Source organism: Acinetobacter sp. AYS6 (assembly GCF_025630795.1).
In the GTDB taxonomy this organism is placed as follows: Bacteria; Pseudomonadota; Gammaproteobacteria; order Pseudomonadales; family Moraxellaceae; genus Acinetobacter.
Genome location: NZ_JAOTNV010000008.1, coordinates 235,055 through 255,423, shown reverse-complemented (window position 1 = coordinate 255,423; position 20,369 = coordinate 235,055). Strand labels below are relative to the sequence as shown.

At 40.3% G+C, this 20,369-nt stretch carries 22 protein-coding genes, 1 pseudogene and 1 riboswitch; of the genes and pseudogenes, 15 read left to right on the top strand and 8 right to left on the bottom strand.

Annotated elements, in window-relative coordinates; all coding sequences use genetic code 11:
- Positions 1-119 precede the first annotated feature (119 nt).
- Positions 120-377 (top strand): sulfurtransferase TusA, encoded by a 258-nt coding sequence (gene tusA, locus OD757_RS13990; RefSeq protein WP_263032248.1) that lies wholly within the window; start codon positions 120-122, stop codon positions 375-377.
- 47 nt (positions 378-424) lie between these two features.
- Here tusA and OD757_RS13985 read toward each other — a convergent pair whose 3' ends face one another.
- Positions 425-2,137 (bottom strand): electron transfer flavoprotein-ubiquinone oxidoreductase, encoded by a 1,713-nt coding sequence (locus OD757_RS13985; RefSeq protein WP_263032247.1) that lies wholly within the window; start codon positions 2,135-2,137, stop codon positions 425-427.
- A gap of 186 nt (positions 2,138-2,323) precedes the next feature.
- Here OD757_RS13985 and OD757_RS13980 point away from each other — a divergent pair, with 186 nt between their 5' ends.
- From OD757_RS13980 to OD757_RS13960, 5 genes are all read left to right on the top strand, one after another.
- Entirely contained in the window at positions 2,324-2,935 is a 612-nt protein-coding gene (locus OD757_RS13980; protein ID WP_263032246.1) for a DUF1285 domain-containing protein, read from the top strand.
- A 46-nt stretch (positions 2,936-2,981) separates the two neighbouring features.
- Positions 2,982-3,848, top strand: a complete 867-nt coding sequence (gene murI / locus OD757_RS13975; RefSeq protein ID WP_263032245.1) for a glutamate racemase — start codon at positions 2,982-2,984, stop codon at positions 3,846-3,848.
- Between the two features lie 119 nt (positions 3,849-3,967).
- Positions 3,968-4,972 (top strand): DUF4062 domain-containing protein, encoded by a 1,005-nt coding sequence (locus OD757_RS13970; RefSeq protein ID WP_263032244.1) that lies wholly within the window; start codon positions 3,968-3,970, stop codon positions 4,970-4,972.
- A gap of 73 nt (positions 4,973-5,045) precedes the next feature.
- Positions 5,046-6,062 (top strand): ferrochelatase, encoded by a 1,017-nt coding sequence (hemH, locus tag OD757_RS13965; RefSeq protein ID WP_263032243.1) that lies wholly within the window; start codon positions 5,046-5,048, stop codon positions 6,060-6,062.
- A gap of 23 nt (positions 6,063-6,085) precedes the next feature.
- Positions 6,086-6,730, top strand: a complete 645-nt coding sequence (locus OD757_RS13960) for an MBL fold metallo-hydrolase (RefSeq protein ID WP_263032242.1) — start codon at positions 6,086-6,088, stop codon at positions 6,728-6,730.
- On the opposite strand, the gene OD757_RS13955 is transcribed toward OD757_RS13960, so the two are convergent.
- A complete protein-coding gene (locus OD757_RS13955) occupies positions 6,727-6,921 on the bottom strand; it encodes a DNA gyrase inhibitor YacG (protein ID WP_002114956.1) in 195 nt (64 codons plus the stop codon). The genes OD757_RS13960 and OD757_RS13955 overlap by 4 nt on opposite strands.
- An 87-nt stretch (positions 6,922-7,008) precedes the next feature.
- Here OD757_RS13955 and OD757_RS13950 point away from each other — a divergent pair, with 87 nt between their 5' ends.
- The 5 genes and pseudogenes from OD757_RS13950 to OD757_RS13930 all read left to right on the top strand — a co-directional run bounded on the left by OD757_RS13950 (position 7,009) and on the right by OD757_RS13930 (position 10,243).
- On the top strand, positions 7,009-7,647 hold the full coding sequence (locus OD757_RS13950) for a tRNA (guanine-N(7)-)-methyltransferase (protein ID WP_263032241.1): 639 nt from the start codon (positions 7,009-7,011) through the stop codon (positions 7,645-7,647).
- Positions 7,637-8,842: a TIGR03862 family flavoprotein gene (locus tag OD757_RS13945; RefSeq protein ID WP_263032240.1), complete on the top strand. Its 1,206-nt coding sequence runs from the start codon at positions 7,637-7,639 to the stop codon at positions 8,840-8,842. Before OD757_RS13950 ends, OD757_RS13945 begins: the two co-directional genes overlap by 11 nt.
- A 77-nt stretch (positions 8,843-8,919) precedes the next feature.
- Positions 8,920-9,330: a GFA family protein gene (locus OD757_RS13940; protein WP_009393039.1), complete on the top strand. Its 411-nt coding sequence runs from the start codon at positions 8,920-8,922 to the stop codon at positions 9,328-9,330.
- A 45-nt stretch (positions 9,331-9,375) separates the two neighbouring features.
- A riboswitch (Fluoride riboswitch) is annotated at positions 9,376-9,442 on the top strand.
- Between the two features lie 125 nt (positions 9,443-9,567).
- Positions 9,568-9,948: a fluoride efflux transporter CrcB gene (gene crcB, locus OD757_RS13935; RefSeq protein WP_005045024.1), complete on the top strand. Its 381-nt coding sequence runs from the start codon at positions 9,568-9,570 to the stop codon at positions 9,946-9,948.
- Positions 9,949-10,114: 166 nt separating this feature from the next.
- Positions 10,115-10,243, top strand: a pseudogene (locus OD757_RS13930) (hypothetical protein).
- Positions 10,244-10,375: 132 nt separating this feature from the next.
- Here the strand turns inward: OD757_RS13930 and OD757_RS13925 are convergent.
- From OD757_RS13925 to OD757_RS13915, 3 genes are all read right to left on the bottom strand, one after another.
- Positions 10,376-10,708 (bottom strand): HopJ type III effector protein, encoded by a 333-nt coding sequence (locus OD757_RS13925; protein ID WP_263032239.1) that lies wholly within the window; start codon positions 10,706-10,708, stop codon positions 10,376-10,378.
- 251 nt (positions 10,709-10,959) lie between these two features.
- The gene (locus OD757_RS13920; RefSeq protein ID WP_003654672.1) at positions 10,960-11,214 is read right to left on the bottom strand and encodes a type B 50S ribosomal protein L31; all 255 of its coding nucleotides are present in this window, start codon (positions 11,212-11,214) and stop codon (positions 10,960-10,962) included.
- Positions 11,215-11,314: 100 nt separating this feature from the next.
- Positions 11,315-12,613: an ABC1 kinase family protein gene (locus tag OD757_RS13915; protein WP_263032238.1), complete on the bottom strand. Its 1,299-nt coding sequence runs from the start codon at positions 12,611-12,613 to the stop codon at positions 11,315-11,317.
- 257 nt (positions 12,614-12,870) lie between these two features.
- Here OD757_RS13915 and OD757_RS13910 point away from each other — a divergent pair, with 257 nt between their 5' ends.
- Positions 12,871-14,118: an SfnB family sulfur acquisition oxidoreductase gene (locus OD757_RS13910; protein WP_263032237.1), complete on the top strand. Its 1,248-nt coding sequence runs from the start codon at positions 12,871-12,873 to the stop codon at positions 14,116-14,118.
- A gap of 32 nt (positions 14,119-14,150) precedes the next feature.
- Positions 14,151-15,401: an acyl-CoA dehydrogenase family protein gene (locus OD757_RS13905; protein ID WP_263032236.1), complete on the top strand. Its 1,251-nt coding sequence runs from the start codon at positions 14,151-14,153 to the stop codon at positions 15,399-15,401.
- A gap of 33 nt (positions 15,402-15,434) precedes the next feature.
- Here the strand turns inward: OD757_RS13905 and abeM are convergent, their stop codons facing one another.
- Together abeM and OD757_RS13895 are read right to left on the bottom strand one after the other, a co-directional pair.
- Entirely contained in the window at positions 15,435-16,781 is a 1,347-nt protein-coding gene (gene abeM, locus OD757_RS13900; protein ID WP_034678983.1) for a multidrug efflux MATE transporter AbeM, read from the bottom strand.
- A gap of 32 nt (positions 16,782-16,813) precedes the next feature.
- Positions 16,814-17,275 carry a DMT family transporter gene (locus tag OD757_RS13895; RefSeq protein WP_263032235.1) on the bottom strand — a complete coding sequence of 154 codons (462 nt, stop codon included), beginning with the start codon at positions 17,273-17,275 and terminating at the stop codon, positions 16,814-16,816.
- Between the two features lie 116 nt (positions 17,276-17,391).
- Here OD757_RS13895 and hemW point away from each other — a divergent pair, with 116 nt between their 5' ends.
- Positions 17,392-18,546, top strand: a complete 1,155-nt coding sequence (hemW, locus tag OD757_RS13890; RefSeq protein WP_263032234.1) for a radical SAM family heme chaperone HemW — start codon at positions 17,392-17,394, stop codon at positions 18,544-18,546.
- Positions 18,547-18,591: 45 nt separating this feature from the next.
- On the opposite strand, the gene OD757_RS13885 is transcribed toward hemW, so the two are convergent.
- Complete coding sequence (locus OD757_RS13885) at positions 18,592-19,347, bottom strand: SDR family oxidoreductase (protein WP_263032233.1); 756 nt, start codon at positions 19,345-19,347, stop codon at positions 18,592-18,594.
- 112 nt (positions 19,348-19,459) lie between these two features.
- Between OD757_RS13885 and OD757_RS13880 the strand changes: the two genes are divergently transcribed.
- A complete protein-coding gene (locus OD757_RS13880; protein ID WP_263032232.1) occupies positions 19,460-20,356 on the top strand; it encodes a LysR family transcriptional regulator in 897 nt (298 codons plus the stop codon).
- Positions 20,357-20,369: the final 13 nt, after the last annotated feature.

The following is a 20,369-nucleotide window of genomic DNA, read 5'->3' as shown; positions in this document are numbered from 1 at the left end:
GCATCTATAAAACAAGCTAAAAGACAAAACGCATATTGTTATGTAAAAGCCAGTTACAGTTAACAGGTCAGTAATGTGTTTATGCTAAAATATGAAAATTCTATTTGTTCGAGTTTGTCATGTCGGAACAATCAATTTCTCCTACTGTCCAAATTAATACACGTGGTTTACGTTGTCCTGAACCTGTCATGATGTTGCATCAAGCGATTCGTAAGGCAAAATCAGGAGAAGTTGTTGAAGTGTTGGCAACTGACCCTTCGACTTCATGGGATATTCCCAAGTTTTGTATGCATTTAGGGCATGAATTATTGCTCAAAGAAGAAGTTCTGGATGACCAGAACCATAAAGAATACCGTTATCTAGTACAGAAAGGGTAAGGTTCTTCTAGATTAAAAAAGCCCCGAATAATCGGGGCTTTTTTATATTACATATTTGGATAGTTAGGACCACCGCCGCCTTCTGGCGTTACCCATGTGATGTTTTGAGATGGGTCTTTGATGTCACAGGTCTTACAGTGAACACAGTTCGCTGCGTTGATCTGGAAGCGTTTAGAGCCATCATTATCTTCCATAATTTCGTAAACACCAGCAGGGCAGTAGCGCTGTGCAGGCTCATCCCATTTTGGTAAGTTCACATTCACTGGAATTGAAGGATCCGTAAGCTTCAAGTGAGCTGGCTGGTTTTCTTCATGAACAGTGTTTGAAATAAATACAGAAGACAAGCGGTCAAAAGTCAATTTGCCATCTGGTTTTGGATAGTTTGGCTTAAAGCTAGTGGCATCAACCGTTTTCAATGCAGCGAAGTCTTGCTTCAAGTCATGCAAGGTAAATGGCACTTTAAAGACATTCTGATCGATAAAGTTAAATGCACCACCAATCCACTGACCAAATTTATGCATTGCTGGGCCAAAGTTACGAGAGCTATAAAGCTCTTCTTTTAACCAGCTGTTGTTAAATTTGTCAGTGTATGAAGTTAATTCTTTAGTGAATAAATCTTCGCCTTCAGTAACACGTGCAATCGCAAGATCACCACCTTTTTCCACACCAGCAGCAATGGCTTCAAATACAGCTTCACCACATAACATGCCTGATTTCATAGCAGTGTGTGAGCCTTTGATTTTTGCAAAGTTTAAGAAACCTGCATCATCACCAATTAAGCAACCGCCTGGGAAAGTTAATTTAGGCAATGAGTTGAAACCACCTTTCACTACAGCACGTGCGCCGTAAGAAATACGCTTACCACCTTCTAAAAACTGTTTAATTAGTGGGTGAGTTTTCCAGCGCTGCATTTCCATAAATGGATACATGTGTGGATTTTCATAAGACAAGTCCACAATCATACCCAAAGTAACTTGGTTGTTTTCAGCGTGGTATAACCACCAGCCACCAGAAGAAGCTGTTTCAGCCAACGGCCAGCCAGCACCGTGCATGACTAAACCTGGCTTATGTTTTGCTGGGTCAATTTCCCAAAGCTCTTTAATCCCGATACCGTAGTGCTGTGGATCAACATTTTTATCGAGGTTGTATTTCGCAATTAGGCGTTTACCTAAGTGACCACGGCAACCTTCAGCAAAGAGAGTGTATTTAGCGTGAAGTTCATAGCCCGGAGTAAAGTTATGCGTTGGTTCGCCATCTTTACCAATACCCATGTCACCTGTTTGAATACCTTTTACAGTACCGTCTTCATGGTAAAGCACTTCAGATGCAGCAAAGCCAGGGAAGATAGAAACTTCTAGTTCTTCAGCTTTTTGTCCTAACCAGCGAACCACGTTACCTAAAGAGATCACATAGTTACCATCGTTATGCATGGTTTTAGGAACCATCCAGTGAGGCACTTCTTTTGAGGTGGTGTCTGAAAGCAAGAAGAATGTCTTGTCTTCAGTGACTGGTACATTAAGAGGCGCGCCTTCTTCTTTCCAGTTCGGGAAAAGTTCATTGATGGCACGTGGCTCAAGCACAGCACCAGACAAAATATGCGCACCTACTTCAGAGCCTTTTTCAACTACACAAACAGAAAGATCGGGTAAGTTATTTTCAATCGCTAATTGACGGATCTTGATCGCAGCAGACAGACCGGCAGGTCCTGCACCTACGATGACAACGTCAAACTCCATCGATTCACGTTCGATGTGTTCCATGTAGGACTCCTCAATACTTAAAGGTGGCAACCGTCATATTCAGAAATTCGGTGCTGCCGTGAGTGTTTTAATCCATAGGCGCAAATATGCTATTGTGCCTTTTATCGTTTTGGCTAGTATAGTTTTAAACCATGATCTAGCCAATTGGCTGAGTCGTCATATTTTCTCGTCAGCAAGGCATAAACTATGGTAAATCAAAATAATTCCCCATCGGATATGGGAAAAATACCGTTATCTGATGATAAAAACTTAATGAACATTGCACAATACTTAAAAGGTGTACAGCAAAGTCACAAAAGGTCAATTCCACCTTTAGAGCAGTGGCATCCAAAGCATTGCGGCAAAATGGATTTGACGGTTAAAGCCAATGGAGAATGGTGGCACGAAGGTCAATTAATTAAGCGCCAAGCTCTATTAGATCTATTTACCAGAGTCCTATGGAAAGAAGAAGGGAAATTCTACCTGAAAACCCCTGTAGAACAAATTGAAATTGAGGTTGAAGATGAACCTTTATTAGTCAATCAAGTAGATCAAGTTGAAATTTCAGGTGATCAATTTTTACAACTCACAACGACTAATCAAGATGTGATTTTGATCGATGCTGAACATCCAATTTTTATGCGTGAATATGCAGGGGAGTTACGTCCTTATGTACATGTACGTTTTGGAATTAATGCGCTGATTCAACGCCAGGCTTTCTATCACTTGGTGAACTATGGAACACTCATCGAAAATGATAATGGTGAAACCATTTTAGAGCTAAAAAGTGGTAATTTGCTCTTGCAATTAGGCACTTGAGGTTTAAGCTTTAGGAAGTGAAATTTTCTGACACTTCAGTACAGCCATGACAGCCATACAACCTCTATTTACCGATCTAGAACCTATGCCTAACGCATCTGCTGATGCTCCAATTGGTATTTTTGATTCGGGAATTGGGGGAATGTCAGTTGCAGCAGAAATAGCTAGATATTTGCCAAACGAACGTATTGTGTATTATGCCGATACAGCCTATGTTCCTTATGGCCCACGTTCTGATGACGAAATCAGAGAACTTACGGCTCGAGCTGTTGATTGGTTATATCGTCAGGGTTGCAAAATTGCAGTAGTTGCTTGTAATACAGCTTCAGCATTTAGCCTTGACCATTTACGTGAACATTATGGGGAGCACTTTCCAATTGTTGGGTTAGTTCCTGCATTAAAACCTGCCGTATTACAGACACGCTCTAAAGTAGTTGCCGTGTTGGCGACACCTGCTACTTTTCGTGGTCAACTCATTAAAGATGTCGTCGAGAAGTTTGCTATTCCAGCGGGTGTGAAAGTGATGACGTTAACTAATCTCGAACTTGTTCCTTGTGTGGAAGCAGGACAACAAATGAGTGAGGTATGTTTAAACGCATTGAAAGAGGTTTTACAGCCTGCTGCTCAGCAGGGTGCCGACTATTTAGTACTCGGTTGTACACATTATCCTTTCTTAAATGAAGCAATTCATCATCTTTTTGATAACCAATTCACACTGGTTGACTCTGGGTTGGCAGTTGCCCGACAAACAGCCCGTATTCTAATAAAAAATGAGTTATTATGTGACCAAATAGGTCAGAATGTTGCACGTATTGAATGTTATGTCAGCGGTAATAATGCCGAGGCATTGCAATCTGTTTTACAACATATGATTCCACAAGAGTTAACTTGGGCACTTCATAATCTGAACTGATCTTTTTAGTGTCATTTAAAACATAGTGTTTTTTTTAGATTTATTATTTTATTTGGGGCGGTTCGTGATCTTGGCTGATTTTAAGTCACGTACAGATCATGAGGCGAAAGGGTATTGTTATGCTCGATACACGCTATCAGATTTTTATTTCAACGTCCGGCCGCGATATGCAGCCAGAGCGAATTGTTTTGTCACAAACCTTGGTGGGGATGAGTTTCTTTGCTTGGGGATTAGAATATCGTACACCTTTAACAACTACACTTGCACGTCGACAGATTGATGAATGTGATTATGTAATCTTACTTTTAGGAAGTCAGTATGGAGAGCAATCGATTTCTGGGGTAAGCTATTTGTCTTTAGAATATGAATACGCGTTAAGTCTGGCTAAACCTATTATTGTGTTCATGCATGAACAGCCTGAAAACCGTGAAATACATTTACAAGAAACACATCCACAACTTAAAGATAAATTTAGTGCATTTAGAAAAAAGCTATTACTCGAAGCAGATCATATTTTTTACTTCAAAACCCTACGTGAACTAGAGTTAGCAGTTCGTTTAAATATACCTGTAATGATTGAGCAACATAGGGGACAAGGCTGGGTTCCTGCATATCAAGCTCAGCAGTTAGAAGATGAAATTAAGCTATTAAAAAGTAAAATTTCGCAGTTAGAGCAGCAAGTAACCGAGCCGTCAACACAGTTAAACGAAGTCGCACCGCAAGATATTTTTGTATTTGAATATCAGATTCAAGCATTTCAGGACGGCAACTTTAAAGAGCTTAAACGACAGAGACAAATGACGTGGACTCAGTTGTTAAGCGTGCTGGCAAAGCGCTTTGAAACAGCGATGCCAGAAGAGAATTTTGGAACTTGTCTAAATGAATATTTAAATCAGGCAGGCTTGGAAGATGCTCGTCAGGAATTACCTCGTGCACATGCGGTGGCCTGTGCGCAGATTAATCATAAGGCACTGTTTCGAATTAAAAATCAAATGCAATCACAAGGCTGGATTGTTCCAACTCAAACTGAACAATCATATGGGCTATGGAAACTAACCACCAAAGCTCAAAAGATATTGCTGAGCTATAAATGGAACCATCGGGGCATTCGATTAAAAGCTTAGGGCGATTCAATTTATATATGACACTGAAAACTGTTACATTAGTGTCATAAGATGAACTGAAAGGCATTTACACATGTCGTTTGAACAAAAACCGAAAGTTACTGTCATTTTAGCGAATTTAGGCACACCAGATGAGGCAACTGTGCCTGCAGTGCGCCGTTTTTTAAAACAGTTTTTATCTGATTCACGCGTGATTGAAATACCGAAACTGATCTGGTGGGTTATTTTAAATCTGTTTGTTTTACCTTTTCGCCCGAAAAGAGTGGCGCATGCCTATGCTTCTGTATGGTCAACAGATTCACCCATGCGTGAAATTGTGTATGAACAAACCAAACGTGTGCAGGCTTATTTAGAACAAGAAAATAAACAGTTCGATTTAACTGTTTTACCCGCAATGACTTACGGTAATCCGGGTATTGATGCAATTTTAGAAAAATTGGCGACTAACCCGCAAGAGCATGTCATTTTATTGCCTTTATTTCCTCAATATTCTGCAACATCTACAGCGCCGTTATACGATGCATTTGCAAAATGGATTCCAGCCCAACGTAACTTGCCGGGACTGACCATTATTAAAGACTATTATCAACATCCAATGTTTATTCAAGCGTTGGCAGAAAGCGTTTTAGCCTATCAAGAACAGCATGGTAAACCTGACAAACTACTGATGTCATTTCATGGGATTCCACAGCCATATGCAGACAAAGGCGATCCTTATGCAGACCGTTGTCGTATTACAGCAAAGCTGGTGGCAGATGCTTTACATTTAAAAGATGATGAATGGGCAATTAGCTTCCAGTCACGTTTTGGTAAACAAGAATGGGTTAAACCATATACAGACCAGCTTTTACAAGATTGGGCGAAGCAAGGAATTAAGTCTGTTCAGGTATTAAGCCCAGCTTTTTCTGCCGATTGTTTAGAAACTCTTGAAGAACTCGCGATTCAAAACGCGGAGTTGTTTCAAGAAGCAGGTGGTGCTAGCTATGCTTATATTCCAGCTTTAAATAGCGATCAAGCTCATATTGATTTGCTTGCAGGTTTAGTTCAGGCTAATCTTGATGCCCTTACTTATACCTTAGCCCACCGTTAATTGTGTTTTAGCCAGAGGTTTTTATGCTGCAAGTCAAAATTGTTCCAGTTACTGCTTTTGCTCAAAATTGTTCTTTAGTTTGGGACAGTGAAACAAAAGAAGCAGTTTTGATTGATGCGGGTGGCGACGCTGCTGTGTTGAAAAAAGAAGTAGAAGCCTTGGGTTTAAAAGTGAAGGCCCTTTGGCTGACTCATGGGCATTTAGACCATGCTGGAGCGGTAGGTGAGCTTGCCAAAGAATGGAGCGTTCCAGTTATTGGTCCACACAAAGAAGATCAGTTCTGGCTAGACATGATTCAGGAAGTATCAGCACGTTATGGCTTTCCAATTCCCCAGCCTGTTAAAGTCGATCAATGGCTTGAAGGTGGGGAAGTACTAAAATTGGGTGAAGATGAGTTTGAGGTGCGCTTTGCACCGGGGCATACACCAGGACATGTTATTTTCTATAATAAAAACCATGGCTTACTTTGGACTGGCGATGTTCTGTTTAAAGGTTCGATTGGGCGAACAGACTTCCCACGTGGTAACCATGATCAGTTGATTGAATCGATTAAACGTGAATGTTTTAGTTTGCCAGATGATACTCAGTTTATTTCTGGGCATGGTCCAATGAGTACCATTGGCTATGAAAAACAATTTAATCCGTTTGTCGCGGGTAAAGCTGGTTAATCCTCATAATCATCTTCATTTTGACTACCCTTGTTATGCTGAGGCGCATCTTGGGTAGGCAATCTATATTCATCATTTGCCCAAGCACCTAAATCAATGAGTTTACAGCGTTCAGAGCAAAATGGACGAAATTCGTTACCTTCCCAAACACTTGGTTCACCACAACGTGGGCAGGGGAATGTACGTGGCATAAAGCGATATCCTCAAAGTGAAGAGAAATAGATTAGGCAAAAGTCAGGTGACTTGTTAGACTTATGCCGATTTTTATTTAGTTTGATGTGATTATGCAGATTCGTCAATTTCAAGCACAACGTATGCAAGCGCCTCGCGATTTTACCCCAATTGAAAATACCCCGATTTGTGTAGAAATTGGAGCGGGCAAGGGTAAACATGCTTTGCTTTTTAGCGGGCAACAGCCGCAGCACACATTGTATGCAATTGAACGAACCCGAGAAAAATTCTTGGCAATGCAAAAACAGCACGGTCTGGAACCAAGAGATAATTTAATTCCTGTACATGCGGATGCTTTACCTTGGGTAGTGCATGCTTTGCACCCCGCTCAAGTTGAACATTTCTTTATTCTCTACCCAAATCCAGAACCACATAATCCGGCACAGCGCTGGTTGAATATGCCATTTTTTGAGTTCTTAATCTCACGTCTGCAAACAGGTGGAACCATTACTCTGGCAAGTAATATTCCCGACTATATTGAAGAGGCAGAGCAGCAGTTATTAAATATATGGAAGCTGCCTTACCAAAAAGAAAAAATTGCTCAAACCTCTGCACGTACCCATTTTGAAATTAAGTATTTAGAACGTGGTGAGCTTTGTCAGCAGCTCATTATGACCAAGCCTGAAGGTTATCAAACTCGATTTGATGGGTTCGCGCCATTGCAAGGGCAAACACATGGCGAATAAGCGGGTTGCCATTATTGGAGCAGGCCCAGCAGGTCTTATGGCTGCTGAGGTACTAAGCCAATACGCTTATGAAATTGATGTCTATGAACAAAAACCTTCAGCGGCACGTAAGTTTCTGATGGCAGGTAAAACTGGGTTAAACATCTCGCATGCTGAACCTTTAGCTCAGTTCATTGAACGTTATGACCATGCAGAATGGCTCAAACCGTGGGTTGAAAAATGGGATGCAGTCTGGATTCAAAGCTGGATGAAAAGTCTGGGAATTGAATCTTATGTGGGCACCTCAGGTCGTATTTTCCCTGTCGAAATGAAAGCAGCTCCTTTGCTGCGTGCTTGGCTAAACCGTTTGGCAGAGCAACAAGTTAAATTCTTTTATCGTCATCGTTGTATTGATTTGCAAGGTACTTCGGTGACTTTGGAAAACCAGAATAATCAAAGCACTGAAACTTTTACCCGGCAATACGATGCAGTTGTATTGGCCTGCGGTGCGGTGTCTTGGTCACAACTAGGGAGTGATGGCGCATGGCAGCAATGGGTTGATCAATCTAATATTGAGCCTTTCCAACCAAGCAATGCAGGGGTATTGCACGCGTGGTCCTCTTTTATGGAAAGCTGTTTTGGTGAACCTTTAAAGCGTATCAATGCGTGGGTTAAGCCTAACCAAGTTACTCATGGCGATATTGTGATTACTCACTATGGTTTAGAAAGTGGTGTCATTTATAAACTTGGACGAGCTTTAAGAGAACAACAAAAACAAGGGAAAAGCTTAAATCTATTTTTAGATTTATTGCCCGATGTAGAGTTGTCTCAGTTAATTAAAAAATTGCAGGGTGGAAAAAAACAGTCTCTGACTAATATCTGGCGTAAAGCAGGTTTAGATACGGCTAAAATTAACTTAATTAGAGAAGTCGTTGATAAAGCACTATGGAGCCAACCAGAGGTTATGGCTCAGCATATTAAAGCACTTCAAATTAAGTTAGATGGCTTTAGACCTATTGAGGAAGCAATTAGCTGTGCTGGTGGTGTTAAGCAAGATGTATTAACTGAAAGCTTAGAGCTTAAACAAAACTCAGGTGTTTTTTGCTGTGGTGAAATGCTGGATTGGGATGCGCCTACAGGCGGTTATTTGCTTACGGCATGCTTTGCCACAGGGCGAGCAGCTGGTGAAGGTGTACATTCATTTTTAGAAAAATAAGAACTAATTTGGCGCTATGTTTGATATATGAAAAGTGTTATTTTTGAGCGATCAATAATAATAGGAACTATGAAAACATGTCTCAAGCATCACCAGTCTATCAGGGAAGTTGTTTATGTCAGGGTATTCGCTATGAAATTACAGGCGATATCGGAGATATTATTCAATGCCACTGCCAACGATGCCGGAAAGCCAATGGAACAGCATTTGCCACAAATGCTCCAGTTAAAAGTGCAGATTTTAAAATTACTCAAGGTGAAGACCTAGTCAAAAAATTTGCTGTGGAGGGTGTGTACCGTTGGTTCTGTAGTGAATGTGGTTCACCTTTAATTAGCTCGCGTGATGCACAGCCTGAATTATATCGTTTAAGAATTGGCACACTTGATACACCACTGGCCCAAAAACCAACGATGCATATTTTTGCTGCTTCAAAAGCAGAGTGGGAAAGCATTTGTGATGATTTACCGCAATACGATGAACGTCCATGATTTTAAAAAGTATGTTTAAATCAAATTCAAGATGATCTAATATACTTAAAACAGGGAGATGGCATTCTTCCCTTGAAAAACTGCCGTATTGGCTAATGATGCCTACGTTACCCTCATGTATTTATATCGCTGGGTACGTAGGTTTTTGCGTACTTTGCTTATTTTTTGGAGTACGCCATGTCACGTTATGCTTCATTCTTTTTTACTCTTTTAGCATCTATCTAAAGGGGTGTTCTTATGTATTATTCTTTACTTTCAATTGCTTTAGGTTCAGTTCTCGGGGCATGGTTACGTTGGTTTTTAGGTTTAAAACTCAATCCGATTTATCCGCAAATTCCACTTGGTACGGTTACCGTTAATTTGGTCGGTGGCTTTATTATTGGATTTGCAATTGCTTATTTTGCCCAAAGTGATTTAAGTCCAAACTATAAACTTTTTGTAATTACCGGTTTCTGTGGTGCTTTAACTACCTTTTCAACGTTCTCGATCGAGATTGTGACTTTATTACAAAGTGGTAAGTTGGGAATGGCGATGTTGGGAATTTCCATTCATTTAATTGGGTCGTTAATTTTTACGTGTTTGGGATTGGCGACTTATTATTGGGTAGCGGGCAACTGATTATTCAGATGTTGAAGGCGTGACATATAATGCACAGCCTCGGTTTTAAGATATTCTCCAGTACCATTTGTATAGGCATACCTTACTTTTGAAAGATCAAAAGTAAGCAAAAATCTTTTGTTTCGCTGATACTACATCCATATAGCACAGCAAAACAGCGGCATCCATGCCGCTTGTCACGATAGTAAATGACGAATTAAAAACATAGGATTTATTTTGGGATTTGATACGCGTTAAAGTCATCAACAGCCTGACTGAAATTAGCTATATCTTGTTTTTACAATATATTGGATAAGTGCAAACGGGGGACAGGTTCTGTTGATGACAAATGCCTTTGGTTACTTTGGGCAAAACCAAAGTAACAGAATTAGCTACTTTCATTTGAGAATAAACGGTAAGACTCCGTCGTGTATTCACAAATTATTAATTACTTTTCAGTTAAAGCCTGACCTTCAAACTTCATACCATCCCAACCATTTTGCATAAACTGACGAATATTTTGATGGTCAGTGCCTTCTGGAGTAGCCAATACAGATGCGTAGTGTTCTGCAAATAAACTTAAAGTTTGTGCTTGGTCTAACCCTTGTAACTTGGCAAAAGAGAAAACTTTTGCACTGCCTTGATTTTCAGTAGCAGCATTATGCTGTGCGCCATTTTGAAAAGCCGTTGGAGTATGTTGGTAACGCGCTTCAATATGAGCTAAAACGTCTGAAAATTTTGCTGCGCCTGCTTGTAATTGGGCAAGTAACTCTTGTGCCATTATCTTAAACTTCCTAACAAATGAGGACTTAAGCATAGCATCGAATAGGCGCTTTGGAAGCTTGGTCATTATAAAAATTGAAGAGTTATGGGGAAAACTCAGAAGAGTTTTTATACAACTTGTGGATAAGTTCTCTTTTATACACAACTTAAAAAGATCGAAAAAATGCACATAAAAAAAGAAGCCTAAGTGGAGGAGATAGTCTTAGGCTTCCAATGATTTAAGTGTATGGGTCAAATCTTAACGTAAGATTAACTCTTACGATTAAAGCGAGCGAAGCGTTTATTAAAGCTTGCCACACGACCTTCATTACTGGCTTGACGTACTTCGCCTGTGTAGAAAGGATGTGACGCACTCGAAATATCAAGAGTGACATAAGGATAGACCTGTCCTTGATATTCTTTAGTTTGTTTCGTCTGGAGAGTACTGCCAATTAAGAAGTACACATCTGCATTGGTATCATGAAATAACACTTGTTGATAAGCAGGATGAATATCTTTACGCATGAGAGATTGTCCTAAATTATTTTTGATTAAAGAAATGTTATAACATAACAATTAAAAAGTCAATGTAACCCCCACAGGCTATATAGATAAGTAAATTAAGTTAGTGAGAAGGCGGAACTAGCTCTTCAAATAAATCACTGAGGTTATCATGTACTTTTAAATGAATCAGGTTCCAGTAATGCCCTGAAATGGTTCTATTGACCATGAGCGTATCTGGCGATGGTTTAAAGACATCCCAATACTTCAAAGATTTTTTCACAAGTAACATGCCATCATGATGTGATGAGTTCTCGGCAAAATCATAAGTAGTATTAAGTGGGCGCAATAAAACTTCAATCCAGAGTTTATACAAGTCACTTGGGAATTTGCCTTTTTCAGCAAGAGAGTGCAGTTCAAGTAACTCTGTTTCAATCAGATCAATATTTTCATGGCGAGCTGCATTTACCAAACTTTTAAAGTGCTGCACGAGTTCATTTGAAAGCGTTTTAACACTGCCATAGTCATAAATAATGACACTACCATCTTGGCGGAAAGCAAAGTTCCCAGGATGAGGATCACAGTGAAAACGTTTTAAAAAGAACATTTCCTGGCCTAAAGCACGGATCAAGCGGCGTCCAATGGTATTTCGAATTTCCAGAGGCCAAGCGCTAGCAGTTTCAATGCTGTCACCTTGTTCAAGGCTCAAGGTCAAAATACGTCTTGAAGAGTAATCTTTATAAACGGTGGGGATAATAATTTTGTCATCTAACTGGCTATGAAAGGTTTTAAAAACTTCAAGGTTTTGAGCTTCAATTTCATAATTGAGCTCTGCTGACAGGCTATCTTGAATTTCTTCAAAAAGCTGATCTTGTAGCTTTTTATCAATTTTAAGCACGCCCATTAAACGAAGCGCTAAACGTACTTGTTTTAAATCACTTTCACAGGCTTCATCAACACCCGGATATTGCACTTTCACGACGACTTGTTCACCACTAGGTAGAGTAGCTTTGTGAACTTGTCCAATTGAAGCAGCAGCAAAAGGTTCTTGATCAAAGGATTTAAAGGCAACATTGAGTGGTTTTCCAAGCTCACGTTCAACTTGTTGCTGAATAGCAGCAAAAGGCATGGCTGGGGCTTGGCGTTGTAACTTTGAAATTGCTTTAGCAACTTCGGGTGGAAAAATATCTTTATATTGCGATGCGATTTGCCCGACTTTCATGACGGCACCTTTCATTTCTCCTAAGGTGTCAGCAATTTGCAAACCAATATCCTGAAATAGCTTAGTTTTTGAAGCTAGCTTTTGTTCTTCATCTGCGGTCAAGTTTCGAATCGAGTTAGAAACGGTTTTCGTTGCAATGCTCGCGGTCATTCCTGCAAGTTTCATAAATCGTTTGCCGGGTGAACTTGCATTCTTTGCCATATCTTCGATACCTCAATTGACTACAACATAATATTGCCTAGTTTTGATCATAGGTGACAAAGCTTAAAAAGCCTATATGAAATTGTTTATGTGATGTAAGAAAATTTTCAAAAAACAAAATGTTATTTTTATAGTAAAAAATATGAAAAGCTTGTGAAAATCCATTTCATAAACAAAGCTTTAATATCTATAAAGTCTCTGTTTTTTTGGTGCTAATGTGAATGGCAAGTTAAATAAAAATAGAGATAACAAAAGTTATGACAAGTTTAAATTCGGCCCATGGGCGGTCTCAAGCGGTTCCTTTATCTGTATTTGAGCAGTCAAAAGACGCGCATATTATTCGTTCTGATGAAGAAGCAATTGAGATTGCCAAACAACTTGCCCAAGAGTTTGCACAAGAGGCATCGGAGCGGGACAGAGAGCGCCGTTTACCTTTAAATGAAATTCAACAGTTCTCGCAAAGTGGCTTATGGGCCATTACGGTTCCTAAGCAATTTGGTGGTGCACAAGTTAAATATCGAACCTTGGCTGAGGTTATTAAAACAATTGCGAGTGTTGATCCATCTCTTGCACAGCTTCCCCAAAACCATTTAGCTTTTATTGAGCATTTACGCCTTGATGCGAAACCTGAACAACAACAGTTTTTCTTTAACTTAGTGTTGAGGGGGATTCGTTTTGGTAATGCCTTTTCGGAAAAACATAGTAAAACGGTGGCTGACCTCACTACCACATTACGAAAGACCGAACACGGTTATGAAATTAATGGGAAGAAGTTTTTTGCAACTGGCGCATTGCTTGCACATTGGGTTCCAATTGTCGCTGTAAATGAACAAGGGCAGCCTTATGCGGCACTAGTTCCTCGGGAAACTTCTGGCGTTAATATTATTAATGACTGGTCTGGTTTCGGGCAAAGAACCACAGCCAGTGGGACCGTTGAACTTAATCAAGTTCCCGTACGTGAAGAGTATCTAATTCCGATTTATCAGGCTTTCGAACGTCCTACACCGGCAGGTGCAATTTCACAATTTATTCAAGCTGCTGTAGATGCTGGTATTGCACGTGGTGCAATTGAAGAAACAATCCACTATGTCAAAAATCATAGCCGTGCATGGGTTGATTCAGGTCTGGAGAAAGCGAGCGATGATCCCTATACGATTGCAAACATTGGCGATTTAAAAATAAAACTGCGTGCAGCAGAAGCGGTATTAGATTTGGCCGGAGATGCGATTGATCAAGCGATTGCAGATACGACAGAAGAGCATGTAAACCAAGCCACATTACTAGTTGCTGAAGCAAAAGTACTTACTACAGAAGTTGCGATTTTAGCAGCGAATAAGCTTTTTGAATTGTCGGGAACGCGATCTACTTTGTCTGAGCTTAATCTAGACCGACATTGGCGTAATGCGCGTACCCACACCTTGCATGATCCTGTGCGTTGGAAATATCACATTGTCGGTAATTACTATCTCAATGGTGTTCATCCACCTCGCCATGCATGGAGCTAAAGTGAAGAAAAAATAAGATTAGGAGAATAAAGATGACGATTACCCAAATTGAATTAGAAGAACTGTCTGTCGGTGCTGATTATGAAAAGGTAGCAAGTAGATTTCGTCCAGTTTTTGAAAAAATTGCCCAAGGCGCAATTCAACGGGAAAAAGAACGGATTTTACCTTTTGAACCGATTCAGTGGTTAAAAGAACTGAAATTAGGAGCGGTGCGTGTTCCGGTTAAATATGGTGGAGATGGGGTGTCATTGCCGCAACTTTTCCAACTTTTAGCAGAGTTGGCGCAAGCAGATTCGAATATTGTGCAAGCATTGCGTGGACATTTCGCTTTTGTTGAAGACCGTTTAGTTGCCCATAAAGAGCATTCGCAAGACATTTGGTTTCAGCGTTTTGTACAAGGTGATTTAGTGGGGAATGCATGGACCGAAGTCGGCAATGTACAGATTGGTGATGTCGTTACGCGAGTCACCAAAGATGCTTCGGGTAACTTGGTGGTGAATGGTGAAAAGTACTATTCGACAGGAAGTATTTTTGCTGACTGGATCGATTTATTTGCTTACGATGAAGTGAATGACCGCCATGTAATTGCTGCAATTTATCGTCATGAAACAGGTGTAAGTGTGATTGATGATTGGGATGGCTTTGGACAAAAGACAACAGGTAGTGGCACTTTAAAAGTACATCAGGTTCATTTACCAGCTTCGCACCTTATTCCATTTGACCAACGTTTTAAATATCAGACCGCTTTCTATCAGGTGGTGCATCTTGCAACCCTAACAGGGATTGCACAAGCAGCTGTAGAAACTTTTAGCCAAGAAATACGAGAGCGGAAACGTATTTTTAGTCATGGTAATGGTGACCTTGTTCGGCATGACCCACAAGTTTTACAGGTGGTGGGTAAAGCCTCTGCTCAAGCCTATGCAAGTCTAGCAATTACGATTAAAACAGCAGAAGCATTACAAAAGGCTTATGAAAGTCACTTTAGCGAGTTAGAGGTAAAAGAACATCAGTTTAATGTAGATGCAGAGCTTGAGTCAGCACAAGGGCAGGTGGTGATTTCTAATTTGGTACTGGATTTAACCAGCCAATTATTTAATGCTTTAGGCGCATCAGCAAGTAGTCAGGTTAAACAACTCGACCGCTTCTGGCGTAATGCGCGAACGGTGTCTTCACATAATCCACTCATCTATAAAGAAAAGGTGATTGGAGATTGGGAAGTAAACCGTACCGATTTACCTTTTGTCTGGCAAATTGGAGCAAGCCCGCGGGCAAAGTCTGCATAAAATAAAAAAGCCGATGAATAATCGGCTTTTTTATTAGGTTTTGCTTAAACGTTTGGTATTTAAATAAAGCCTTGAAAGTAATAATACACAGGCAATGCTTAAACCAATAATTAAGCCTAGCCACACGCCAGCTACACCCCAATGGGTATAACGTGCTAAATAAAGCCCAATAGGAAAAGCAATCACCCAATACGCCATGAGTGTAATCCACATCGGTGCTTGGGTATCCTGCATACCTCTTAAACAACCTGCGGCACTCACTTGCAATGCATCCATTAACTGATAAGCCATGGCAAACCAGAGTAAATACATCGCAACAGGAACTACGGTTAAGTCTTGAGTATAAATCGATACAATTTGCGCACGGCCTAGGGCAATAAAAGTCATGGTTAATATGGCAAAAAATATTGCTGTGCTGAGACCAATCTTTTGCACCTGATACATTGCCGCCCAGTTCTTTTCACCATAATAAGTACCGACTCGAATGGTCAAGGCAATGGCTAGTGAAAGAGGAATCATAAACAGCACAGAGGTAACGGAAATTGCGACTTGGTGTGCAGCTATAAAAACCTCACCGAGTGGGCTAAGAACCAGCGCACCTGTACTAAAAATACTGACTTCAAAGAACACAGCTAAACCGATTGGCAGACCAAGCTGTAAAATTCTTTTAACCCAAGTCAGATTAATTTTATCAAATCGGCCAAAAATAGACGTGTTTCGATAAGCCGAAGCTTTATAAATATAGCCGGCTAATGTAATTAGCATTAGCCATTGTAAAATTGAGGTCGCAAAACCACAGCCGGCGCTACCTAGTGCAGGTATTGGCCCAAATCCATGCATAAAAATCATGTTAAGAGGGATCAACACCACTAAAGCTAACATGCTAATAGCTGTTACAGGGCGTGGATGGCCTAATGCTTCTGAATAGCCACGTAAAGCTGCATACATAGTCACAGCTGGCATACCCAAGCCAATAGCATGCAAGAACAAGCTTGCTTTAGGTCGTAAGCTTTCAGGTACGCCGAACACATGCAAGAAAAATGGCATAAGCTGCAAAATGAGCATCGCCATTACACCTAAAATAATGGCGACCCATAATGACTGACGGACAATCACTGGAATTTGGTCCGTATTTCTTGCACCCTTTGCTTCGGCTACCAAAGGTGTCGTTGCAATCATAATGCCACTGAACAGGAGCATGACTGGAATCCATAAACCGACCCCTACTGCAATGGCAGCTAAATCGGTTGCAGATAAATGCCCAGCCATAATAGTGTCAATTAACCCAAAGCCTGCTTGAGCAAACTGGGTAATTAAAATCGGAAGCATTAAGTGGAAGAGTTGTTTTAATTCAGACCGAAAAGATGTGACATTCGACACAAAAGGTACTCTTTTTAAATATAAAAATGAAGCTAACGCTGCAAAGTGAGTACTACACCAACAAAGATGATGACTCCACCAAGAAACCGTTGCCATGTAACAGGTGTTTTTTCTGTGCCCAACCAACCAAAATGATCAAGTAACATAGAAATAACGATTTGCCCAAAAACGACTAGCCCTGTAAAGGTTAAAAAACCAAGCTTAGGTGCAGTATAAATGCTCATGCTGATTGCATAAACCCCAAGAAAACCTCCTGTCCAAAGAAGCCATGGAATATTTGATATTTCACCTAAAGTGGGCTTCTCGGCACTTTGAAAGAAAACCATAACCGCTAAAACAATAGTACCTATGAAAAATGATAATAAAGCTGCCTGCAAAGGTGAGTGTAATTGCTCGCGCAGTTGAGCATTAATTGCAGTTTGAAAAGCCATGGCAACACCGATTCCCATAGCTAAGGGCAAAAACAGGAAAAGTTGGCTAGAGAATTTCATCATTTTTATCAGTATTTAAGAATGTTTAAATTCAGTCTAAAGCAATTAAGGTATGTTTTCATAAGCCCATTGATGCAGTCATGTTAAAATAGAAATATTGTGTAAATTGGACCTGCTCCTTGGCCGTATTAAACCCTGCTTCTATCCCTTTATCTTTATATATCCACATGCCTTGGTGCGTGCGTAAATGTCCATATTGTGACTTTAACTCGCATGCAGTACCAGACGGAGCACTTTCGTCAGAACTTGAGCAAACCTATTTAAAAGCATTGGTCGCCGACTTTGAAACTCAACTAGAGATGGCACAGGGACGTTCGATTCACAGTGTGTTTATTGGTGGTGGAACGCCTTCACTTATTTCGGCACAGGGTTATGTATGGTTATTTGCAGAACTTAAATCATTACTTCAGTTTGAAGACGGCTGCGAAATCACTTTAGAGGCAAATCCAGGAACGGTAGAGCATGATCCGTTTGCAGGGTATTTGGAAGCAGGCATTAACCGCTTATCGATAGGTGTTCAGAGCTTTGATACTGATCATTTGCAAAAGCTTGGACGTATTCATTCTGCAAACAATGCAATTGAAGCGATTCAACAAGCAAAGCAGGCTGGCTTTAAGCGAGTGAATGTAGACTTAATGCATGGTTTGCCTGAGCAAACGCTAGAGCAGGCACTTTATGATCTCAAGCTTGCTGTAGAAAGTGGCGCGACACATATCAGTTGGTATCAACTTACTATTGAACCGAATACCGTTTTCTTCCGTACTCAACCCGTTCTACCACAAGATGAAATGCTTGAAGATATTCAAGAGCAGGGTGAAGCATATCTTAAGGCAAATGGTTTTATAAATTATGAAGTTTCGGCATGGCGTAAAGAGCTGCCTTCAGCACATAATTTAAATTATTGGGAATTTGGTGATTATCTTGCAATTGGTGCAGGTGCACATGGCAAAGTGACGCGACCAGATGGGGTGTATCGTTTCCAAAAAACCCGTTTGCCAAAAGACTATTTGGCTAAGGTTCCTGCTGAACATTTGCAAATGAAAAAGATTGAGGCAGAGGAGCTACCTTTTGAATTTATGATGAATGCTTTACGTCTAAATGATGGGGTAAAAGCTGAGTTGTACGAACAGCGCACTGGCTTAAGCTTAGATCACTTAAATGATGTACTCACTTCGCTACGAGCAAGAAAGCTACTGGTAGACGATGTTTCTCGTTTGGCTTGTACTGAGCAGGGGCATATTTTCTTAAACTCAGTGCTTGAAGAATTTTTATAATTAAATAAAACAAAAGCCGCATCATCAGATGCGGCTTTTTTGATTTTAACGAGTGGTGTAGCCGCCGTTTGCAAATATTGTTTGACCGGTAATCCACCATCCGTCGGTCACCAAAAAGCGAACTAAAGGTTCGATATCTTCAATTTTGGTTAATCCACCTAAAGCTGAAGCTGATTTATGGTAAGCCACTGCCTCGGCAGATTCCTGTCCATAAAAGAATGGTGTATCCATAGGACCTGGCGCAACAGCAGTCACAGAAATCTGGCGATCACCAAATTCTTTTGATGCAGCGCGGGTGTAATGTTCAACAGGTGCTTTTAAGCCTTCATAGGTTGAATAGAGTCCAGTGTAAGCTGCAAGAAGAGAGGTAACGATTGAACAGATTTTTCCGCCGTCATTTAAATGACGACCCGCCGACTGAATAAAGAAATAGGCAATTTTTGAGTTGATATCGCTCATGCTATCAAACTCTTGTTCTGTGGTGTCTAAAAACGATTTCTTTAAAACCTTTCCAACTGTATTAATGGCAATATCAATTCCACCAAAATGTTGCTTCGTGTCTAAGAAGAGCTTTTCAATATTATCAATATCCGTTAAGTCTGCTTGAATTAAAACGGCGTCTACACCGAATGCTGTTACCTCTGCGAGTGTCTGTTCTGCATCTGCTTGAGTTTCAGCGCTATTATAGTGAATTGCGATTTTTGCGCCTTGTTCTGCAAATTTACGGCTAATGAGTCCACCTAAGTTTTTTGCACCGCCTGTAATCAGTACAACTTTATCTTTCAGAGTGTGAGTTGCCATGATGATTGTTCCTATGATGACTTGTTCTAATGTTTTTTTAGTCTAGATTGGCGGTAATTTTTGATCAATTATGCTAGTTTGGTTTAACTATTCAGAAAATACGAACAATTAAATGGATCGGTTGCAGCAATTCTTTATTTTCACAGAAGTCGCTAAACGACAAAGCTTTAGTGAAGTGGCAAATCAGCTTGATTTACCCCGCTCGACAGTGACGAGTGCAATTCAGCAACTTGAAACTCACTATGGAGTACGCTTATTTCATCGTACTACCCGTAAAGTCAGTCTTACCCAAGATGGACAAAGAATATTGCCCGAATGCCAAAATCTATTATTTGACTATGAACAGCTCGAACAACTTATACAGGCGCAAAAGCAGCATTATCGTGGCACGCTAAAAGTTTCAATGCCCAGCCGAATCGTGCATCAAGTGATTATTCCTGAACTTCCCGATTTTTATAATCGCTATCCAGATATCCATTTACAACTGAATAGCTCAGATGACATCACTGACTTGATCGAAAAAGGAATTGATTGCGTTGTTCGGGTGGGGCAGCTAGATAATAGTAGTTTGATCGCGAAGTTTGTTGGCAACTTGATTATGGTGAACTGTGCAAGTTCCCATTATTTAGAACAATATGGTATGCCTGAACAATTAGAAGATCTATCTCAGCACAAGCTTATTAACTACGCAGGAGCTGTAGGGGAAAAACAGGGTATATTTTTATATCAAGATGGAACAGTGATGATGGATAGTGCTTTAAGTATAAATAATACAGAAGCCTATATTGCAGCTGCTTGTGCAGGTTTGGGGATTATTCAACTACCTTACTATGATGTTCAGGATAAAATTGAGCAAGGAATTTTGGTTGAAGTGCTAAGCGCATATACTGCTCAATCATTGCCACTTAATATTTTGTATCCGAACCGAAGTTATATTCCTAAACGTTTAGAAATCTTTATGAACTGGGTTAAAGAAGTTTTATATAAGAAATGCATCGTCATCTTTTAGTCATAAAACTAAA